Origin of the sequence: Streptomyces radiopugnans, from assembly GCF_900110735.1 — a bacterium.
Taxonomy (GTDB): domain Bacteria; phylum Actinomycetota; class Actinomycetes; order Streptomycetales; family Streptomycetaceae; genus Streptomyces; species Streptomyces radiopugnans.
Genome location: NZ_FOET01000018.1, coordinates 113766 through 121339, shown reverse-complemented (window position 1 = coordinate 121339; position 7574 = coordinate 113766). Strand labels below are relative to the sequence as shown.

The 7574-nt window shown below is 72.9% G+C and carries 7 protein-coding genes; 5 read left to right on the top strand and 2 right to left on the bottom strand.

The genetic code is table 11. The features are described from left to right. Positions 1–448 (bottom strand): homocysteine S-methyltransferase family protein (locus BMY40_RS24455; RefSeq protein ID WP_177214117.1); only part of this gene is annotated, 448 nt, incomplete at its 3' end. Positions 449–674: 226 nt separating this feature from the next. Here BMY40_RS24455 and BMY40_RS24450 point away from each other — a divergent pair. The 5 genes from BMY40_RS24450 to BMY40_RS24430 all read left to right on the top strand — a co-directional run bounded on the left by BMY40_RS24450 (position 675) and on the right by BMY40_RS24430 (position 6460). Then, positions 675–1439: an IclR family transcriptional regulator gene (locus BMY40_RS24450; protein ID WP_093662940.1), complete on the top strand. Its 765-nt coding sequence runs from the start codon at positions 675–677 to the stop codon at positions 1437–1439. A gap of 355 nt (positions 1440–1794) precedes the next feature. Then, entirely contained in the window at positions 1795–2583 is a 789-nt protein-coding gene (locus BMY40_RS24445; protein WP_093662939.1) for an MIP/aquaporin family protein, read from the top strand. Between the two features lie 77 nt (positions 2584–2660). Then, the gene (gene glpK / locus BMY40_RS24440) at positions 2661–4178 is read left to right on the top strand and encodes a glycerol kinase GlpK (protein WP_093662938.1); all 1518 of its coding nucleotides are present in this window, start codon (positions 2661–2663) and stop codon (positions 4176–4178) included. A gap of 5 nt (positions 4179–4183) precedes the next feature. Next, entirely contained in the window at positions 4184–5803 is a 1620-nt protein-coding gene (locus BMY40_RS24435; protein ID WP_093662937.1) for a glycerol-3-phosphate dehydrogenase/oxidase, read from the top strand. A gap of 141 nt (positions 5804–5944) precedes the next feature. Continuing rightward, a complete protein-coding gene (locus BMY40_RS24430; protein ID WP_093662959.1) occupies positions 5945–6460 on the top strand; it encodes a DinB family protein in 516 nt (171 codons plus the stop codon). Between the two features lie 21 nt (positions 6461–6481). Here BMY40_RS24430 and BMY40_RS24425 read toward each other — a convergent pair whose 3' ends face one another. Continuing rightward, positions 6482–7498, bottom strand: coding sequence for an aldo/keto reductase (locus BMY40_RS24425; protein WP_177214116.1), 1017 nt, complete (start codon positions 7496–7498; stop codon positions 6482–6484). Positions 7499–7574: the final 76 nt, after the last annotated feature.

Sequence of the window (7574 nt, the reverse complement as noted above, 5' to 3'; positions counted from 1 at the left end):
CCGGCCCCATCGACCCCAGCACCCACCTCTGGCGCCCGTCCCTCCCGGTGAAGGAGTCCGCCACCTCCCGCGCGATCCGCGCCCCGGCCTCGGACAGCTCCCCCACCCGGCCGGCGATGTCGTACTCCGCCAGCGCCGCGAAGTTCGCACCGAAGGTGTTGGTCTCCACACAGTCCACCCCCACCGCGAAATACGCCTCGTGCACCGAGGCCACGATGTCCGGGCGGGTGACGTTGAGAACCTCGTTGCAGCCCTCCAGCTGCTGGAAGTCCTCCAGCGACGGATCCGCCGCCTGCAGCATCGTGCCCATCGCCCCGTCCGCCACCACCACCCGCGACGCCAACGCCTCACGCAGGGCATCGGCACGGGGGGTCTTCGACGTACTCGCGGAGGCGGGTCCGGCGATCGGCGTCGGGTCGAGGTCGTGCGGGGTCGGCGAAGCTGCCATGGAAGGACTCCCAGAGATGCGACGGCTGTCGGCTTTGCGTCTTCCATCGGGAAGCGCACCCGGCCAGGGTATCTGTCGGCACCGCGGGGGCCGCAGGTGTTCCGAGGCGTGGACTCCGGGCATCGGACGGCTACCGCACCATCGACATGATCCGATAGCGTTCGGCATTGTCGAATGCCGTCTCCCGGCCCACCGGAGAGAGAAGCGAACAGAGGAGAGGTGCGCGATGGCCCGGACCATCCAGTCGCTGGAGCGGGCGGCGGCGGTGCTGCGGCTGCTCGCCGGGGGTGAGCGGCGCCTCGGGCTGTCCGACATCGCCTCCACCCTGGGACTGGCCAAGGGCACCGCCCACGGCCTGCTGCGCACCCTCCAGCAGGAGGGCTTCGTCGAGCAGGACCCCGCCTCGGGCCGGTACCAGCTGGGCGCGGAGCTGCTGCGGCTGGGCAACAGCTACCTGGACGTCCACGAACTGCGGGCCCGCGCCCTGGTGTGGACCGACGACCTGGCCCGCTCCAGTGGCGAGAGCGTCTACCTGGGCGTGCTCCACCAGCAGGGCGTGCTGATCGTGCACCACGTCTTCCGCCCCGACGACAGCCGGCAGGTGCTGGAGGTGGGGGCGATGCAGCCGCTGCACAGCACCGCGCTGGGCAAGGTGCTGGCCGCGTACGACCCGGTGGCCCACAGCGAGGCGATGGACTCCGAGCGCGAGGCGCTGACCACCCGCACGATCACCGACCCGGAGGCGTTCGAGGGGGTCCTGGAGCTGACCCGGGCCCGCGGCTGGGCGGCCGACGTGGAGGAGACCTGGGAGGGGGTCGCCTCCATCGCCGCTCCCGTCCACGACCGCCGCCGGATGCCGGTGGGCGCCGTGGCCGTCACCGGCGCGGTGGAGCGGGTGTGCGCGGACGGGGAGATACAGCCCCGGCTGGTGGCGGCCGTACGGGACTGTGCGCGGGCCGTGTCGCGCGACCTGGGCGCGGGCCGCTTCTGACCCACAGGGTGCCGTGCGGCTCCGCTTGCGTCGAACCGTCGACGGTAGGAGTCTGTTCATCTGCTTGGCACATTATTTGTTCGATGCCGGGCTCCGTCCGGTTCGGAGCGGCCTCCCCTGGGCAGGGTCCGAAGGCACCCGTACGCACTCCCGCTCGCCCGGTCGTCTACGTGCGGTTCCGCCCGCGTGATCCGCGTTCGCCGGCACGATCCGACGTCCGCACCCTTGACGAGATGTTCGACTGGTATAAAACTGCCGTTCGGCGGTCGACAATGTCGAACACCGAACGGGACTCGGTCCGCCTCCCCCACTTCTTCCATCTGGCTCCCTCCGGACAAGAGCAAAGGAGTCGCGGGTGTCCAGCTCCGACATATTCCTGGGCGAGGTCATCGGCACCGCCGTCCTGATCCTGCTGGGCGGCGGTGTCTGCGCCGCCGTCACGCTCAGACGTTCCAAGGCGATGGGCGCCGGCTGGGTCGCCATCACCTTCGGCTGGGGATTCGCCGTCCTCACCGCCGCCTACATCTCCCTGGGCCTCTCCGGCGCCCACCTCAACCCGGCGGTCACCGTGGGCATCGCCGTGCAGAGCGGGGAGTGGGCCAAGGTGCCCGCCTACTTCGCCGGCCAGCTGCTCGGCGCCATGATCGGCGCCGCCCTGGTGTGGGTCTCCTACTACGGCCACTTCCTGGCGCACCTGACCCACCGCGAGGTCGTCGGCGGCCCCGGCGCCCAGACGACGGCCGCCGCGGACCGCCGGCGGTCCGACGCCCCCGGCCCGGTGCTCGGGATCTTCTCCACCGCCCCCGAGATCCGCAACCCCGTGCAGAACCTGGCCACCGAGACCATCGCCACCGTCGTACTGGTCCTGGCCATCCTCACCCAGGGCCTCACCGAGGGGCTGGCCCTGTCCGGCACCGGTGTCCTCGTCACCGCCTTGGTCGTCGTCGGGATCGGCCTCTCGCTGGGCGGCCCGACCGGGTACGCGATCAACCCGGCCCGCGACCTCGGGCCGCGCATCGTGCACGCCCTGCTCCCGCTGCCCAACAAGGGCGGGTCGGACTGGGGCTACGCCTGGGTGCCGGTGGTGGGGCCCCTGCTGGGCGGAGCCCTCGCGGGCGTCCTCTACCGGCTCGCGTTCGCCTGACCGCCCGCCGCGCCTCCTCTCCTCGCTCTCCCTCCCCCGACCCCCTTCCCCGCCGCCCACTCTTGGAGCACTCCGACATGAGCGACACCCGCCGCGAGTTCATCGCCGCCATCGACCAGGGCACCACCTCCAGCCGCTGCATCGTCTTCGACCGGGACGGCCGCATCGTCTCGGTCGGCCAGAAGGAGCACGAGCAGATCTTCCCCGAGCCCGGCTGGGTCGAGCACGACGCCGCCGAGATCTGGGCCAACGTCCAGGAGGTGGTCGCCGAGGCCCTGGAAAGGGCGGGCATCACGCGCGAGGACGTACGGGCGCTGGGCATCACCAACCAGCGCGAGACGACACTGCTGTGGGACAGAGCCACCGGCGAGCCGGTGCACAACGCCATCGTCTGGCAGGACACCCGCACCGACGCGCTCTGCCGGGAGCTGGGGCGCAACGTCGGGCAGGACCGCTTCCGCCGCGAGACCGGCCTGCCGCTGGCCTCCTACTTCGCGGGACCGAAGATCCGCTGGCTGCTGGAGAACGTCGAGGGGCTGCGCGAGCGCGCCGAGGCCGGCGAGATCCTCTTCGGCACGATGGACTCCTGGGTGATCTGGAACCTCACCGGCGGCCCCGACGGCGGTGTGCACGTGACCGACGTCACCAACGCCTCCCGCACCCTGCTGATGAACCTGCGTACCCTGGACTGGGACCCGCGCATCTGCGAGTCCCTGGGCGTGCCCATGGCGGTGCTGCCCGAGATCCGCTCCTCCGCCGAGGTCTACGGCGAGGCCCGCGGGGCGCTGGCGGGCGTTCCGGTGGCCTCCGCGCTCGGCGACCAGCAGGCCGCGCTGTTCGGCCAGACCTGCTTCTCGCCGGGCGAGGCCAAGTCAACGTACGGGACCGGTACGTTCCTGCTGCTCAACACCGGTTCCGAGGCGGTCAACTCCTACAACGGCCTGCTGACCACCGTCGGATACCGCATCGGCGACCAGGACCCGGTCTACGCGCTCGAGGGATCGATCGCGGTCACCGGTTCGTTGGTCCAGTGGATGCGCGACCAGATGGGCCTGATCAACAGCGCCGCCGAGATCGAGACGCTGGCCAGCTCGGTCGAGGACAACGGCGGCGCGTACTTCGTCCCCGCCTTCTCCGGGCTGTTCGCCCCCTACTGGCGCTCCGACGCCCGGGGCGTCATAGCGGGCCTGACGCGCTACGTCACCAAGGCGCACATCGCCCGCGCGGTGCTGGAGGCGACGGCCTGGCAGACCCGCGAGATCGTCGACGCGATGGAGAAGGACTCCCGCGTCGAGCTGACCGCCCTGAAGGTGGACGGCGGCATGACCAGCAACAACCTGCTGATGCAGTGCATCTCCGACGTCCTGGACGCCCCGGTCGTCCGGCCGATGGTCGCCGAGACGACCTGCCTGGGCGCCGCCTACGCCGCCGGCCTGGCCGTCGGCTTCTGGCCGGACACCGACGCCCTGCGCGCCAACTGGCGGCGGGCCGCGGAGTGGACGCCGCGGATGGAGGCCGACGTACGCGAACGCGAGTACAAGAACTGGCTCAAGGCCGTGGAGCGGACCATGGGCTGGCTCGAAGAGGAGAACTGATCCGTATGAACACCCTCCGAAGCGCCCCGACCCTCGGGGCGCGCCCGGCCGCCGGTCCGGACCCGGGCCGTGCCGAGACCCGGGAGGTGCTGGAAGGCGCCGTCTTCGACCTGCTGGTCGTCGGCGGCGGCATCCTGGGCACCTCGGTCGCCTGGCACGCGGCGCAGTCGGGGCTGCGAGTGGCGATGGTGGACGCCGGCGACTTCGCCGGCGCCACCTCCTCCGCCTCCTCCAAACTGGTCCACGGCGGGCTGCGCTACCTGCAGACCGGCGCGGTGAAACTGGTCGCCGAGAACCACCACGAGCGGCGGGTGCTGGCCAGGGACGTGGCTCCGCACCTGGTCAGTCCGCTCACCTTCCACCTGCCGGTCTACCGGGGCGGCCCGCACGGCGCCGCCAAGCTCGGCGCGGGCGTCTTCGCCTACTCCGCCCTGTCCGCCTTCGGCGACGGGGTGGGCCGGCTGATCTCCCCGGCGAAGGCCGCCGCCGACAACCCGGCCCTGCGCACCGAGGGCCTCAAGGCGGTCGCGGTCTACGGCGACCACCAGATGAACGACTCCCGGGTCGCGGTGATGACCGTCCGCGCCGCCGTGGACTCCGGCGCGGTCGTCCTCAACCACGCCGAGGTCACCGGTCTGCGCTTCACCCACGGCCGGGTCACCGGCGCGGAGCTGAGGGACCGGCTGGACGGCACGGAGTTCAAGGTGGACGCCCGGCTGGTGCTCAACGCCACCGGACCGTGGGTGGACCGCCTGCGGCGGATGGAGTACGCGGGCGCCGAGCCCAGCGTCCGGCTGTCCAAGGGCGCTCACCTGGTGCTGAGGCGGACGGCGCCGTGGCGGGCGGCGATGGCCACGCCCGTCGACAGGTACCGCATCACCTTCGCCCTCCCCTGGGAGGACCACCTGCTGCTGGGCACCACCGACGAGGCCTACGAGGGCGATCCGGCAGAGGTGTCGGCCACCGACGCCGACGTCCGGCAGATCCTGGACGAGGCCTCCTGCTCGGTGCGCGACGAGCAGCTCTCGCCGGAGCTGGTGACGTACGCCTTCGCGGGCCTGCGGGTGCTGCCCGGCGGCCCGGGCGGTGTGGAGTCGGCCAGGCGGGAGACGGTCGTCACCGAGGGCCGCGGCGGGATGCTCTCGGTCGCGGGCGGCAAGTGGACCACCTACCGGCACATAGGCCGCACCGTCCTGCGGAAGCTGGCGACGCTGCCGGGCACCGCGCGGACCGGTTTCGCCGAGGACGCCGTTCCGGTCTCCGAGCTGGTGCGGCGGGTACCGCTGCCGGGGGTGGCCAATCCGAACGCGGTCGCCCACCGGCTGCTGGTGGACCGCGAGCCGGGCTCCCGGCTCGACCCGCGGACCGCCCGGCACCTGGCGACCCACTACGGGGCGCTGGCGTTCGACATCGCCCGTCTGGTGCACGAGGATCCGGCGCTGGGCGAGCGCGTCCATCCGGACGCGCCGGAGATCTGGGCGCAGGTCGTCTACGCCCGGGACCGCGAGTGGGCCGCGACGGCGGACGACGTGCTGCGCCGCCGCACCACGCTGACCGTTCGCGGTCTGGACACCGAGGAGATCCGCGCCGAGGTCGCGAAGGTGCTGGACGGGCGCCGGTCCTGAACCCCGCGCGCCCCGGGCCCGCACGGCTACGGCCCCCGTCCCCGTGCGGGCCCGCGGCGCGCCGCCGCTTAAGCGGCACTACACCTTCGGGTGAAGAAGGAATCGCTGGTGCCGGACGCCGCGGCGCGGGATGCTCGGGCCGTGATCGAACCCGACACCAAGAACTGGACCTGGGTGCTGGAGCGCCCCTGCCCCGAGTGCGGCTTCGACTCCCGGCAGGTGGGGGGCGAGGACGTACCCGCCCTGCTGCGGGAGAACACCGCCGCCTGGCGCCCCGTCCTGGAGCGCGCCGACGTGCGCGAGCGCCCCGCTCCGGACGTCTGGTCCCCGTTGGAGTACGCCTGCCATGTACGCGACGCGTTCCGGATCTTCGACGGGCGGCTGCGGCTGATGCTCGCCGAGGACTCCCCGTCCTTTCCCGACTGGGACCAGGACGCCACCGCCGTCGCCGAGCGCTACGGCGAGCAGGACCCGCACCGGGTCGCCGACGAGCTGGAGGAGGCGGGCGAGACCCTGGCCGCGCGGTTCGCCGCGGTGTCCGGCGCGCAGTGGGAGCGCACCGGTGACCGCAGCGACGGCTCCCGCTTCACGGTGGAGTCCATCGCCCGCTACTTCGTCCACGACCCCGTCCACCACCTCCACGACGTGGAACGGTAGCCGTCGGCCGTCCCGCTCCTCTCACCCCTCCGGCAGCGGAAGGTCCTCCCCCAGCAGCCCGCGTTCGACCAGCGCGCGCCACATCGCGCCCGGGACCCGGTGGGCGAACATCCGCGCGTTGTCCCGTACCTCCTCCTCGGTGGAGCAGCCGACGACCACCGAGGCCACCGCCGGGTGGCCGAACGGGAAGCGCAGCGCGGCCGCCCGCAGCGGCACGCCGAACTCCCCGCACACCTCCTGGATCCGCCGCGCCCGCTCCACCAGCCGCGGCGGCGCCTGGCGGTAGTCGAAGTGGGCGCCGGGGCGGGGGTCGGCGAGCAGCCCGGAGTTGTAGACCCCGCCGACGACGACGGAGGTGCCGCGGCGGGCGCACACCGGCAGCAGGTCGGAGGCGGCGCGGTGGTCCAGCAGCGTCCAGCGGCCCGCGCACAGGACCACGTCGGCGTCGAGGTCCGCGACGAACCGGGCGAGGTGGTCGCTGTGGTTCATGCCGAAGCCGATCGCCCGCACCAGCCCTTCGTCGCGCAGCTCGGCCAGCGCCGGGAAGCCGGTCTCGTACACCTCGCGGACGTGGTTCTCAACGTCGTGCAGCAGCACGATCTCCACCCGGTCGGTGCCCAGCCGCTCCAGGGACGCCTCCACCGTGGCCCGGATGCCGTCGCGGCCGAGGTCCCACTCCCGCACGCGCGGCGGGGTGTCGACGAAGCCCTCGCCGTCGGGCGGCGTCTCGTCCCCGCCCAGCGGGCGCAGCCGCCGGCCGGCCTTGGTGGAGATCACGTACGAGGCGCGGTCGCGTCCGGCCAGGGCGCGGCCCAGGCGCTCCTCGGACAGGCCGACGCCGTAGTGCGGGGCGGTGTCCAGGTAGCTCCAGCCCTCCTCCAGGGCCGCCTCCACGACCGCGCGGGCCTCCTCCTCGCCCACGGGCCGGCGGAAGTTGCCGATGGGGGCGCAGCCCAGACCGAGGGGCGGCACCCGCACCCCGGTCCGGCCCAGTTCCCTCGCCTCGTCCGCTCCTCGCGGTCCGGCCGGTCGCGTCATGCCGTCCACCTCCTCCGCCACTGGTGGCGCCTACCGTATACACCGGTTCGGTCGTGGTGGTCCGCCCCGGGGCGGC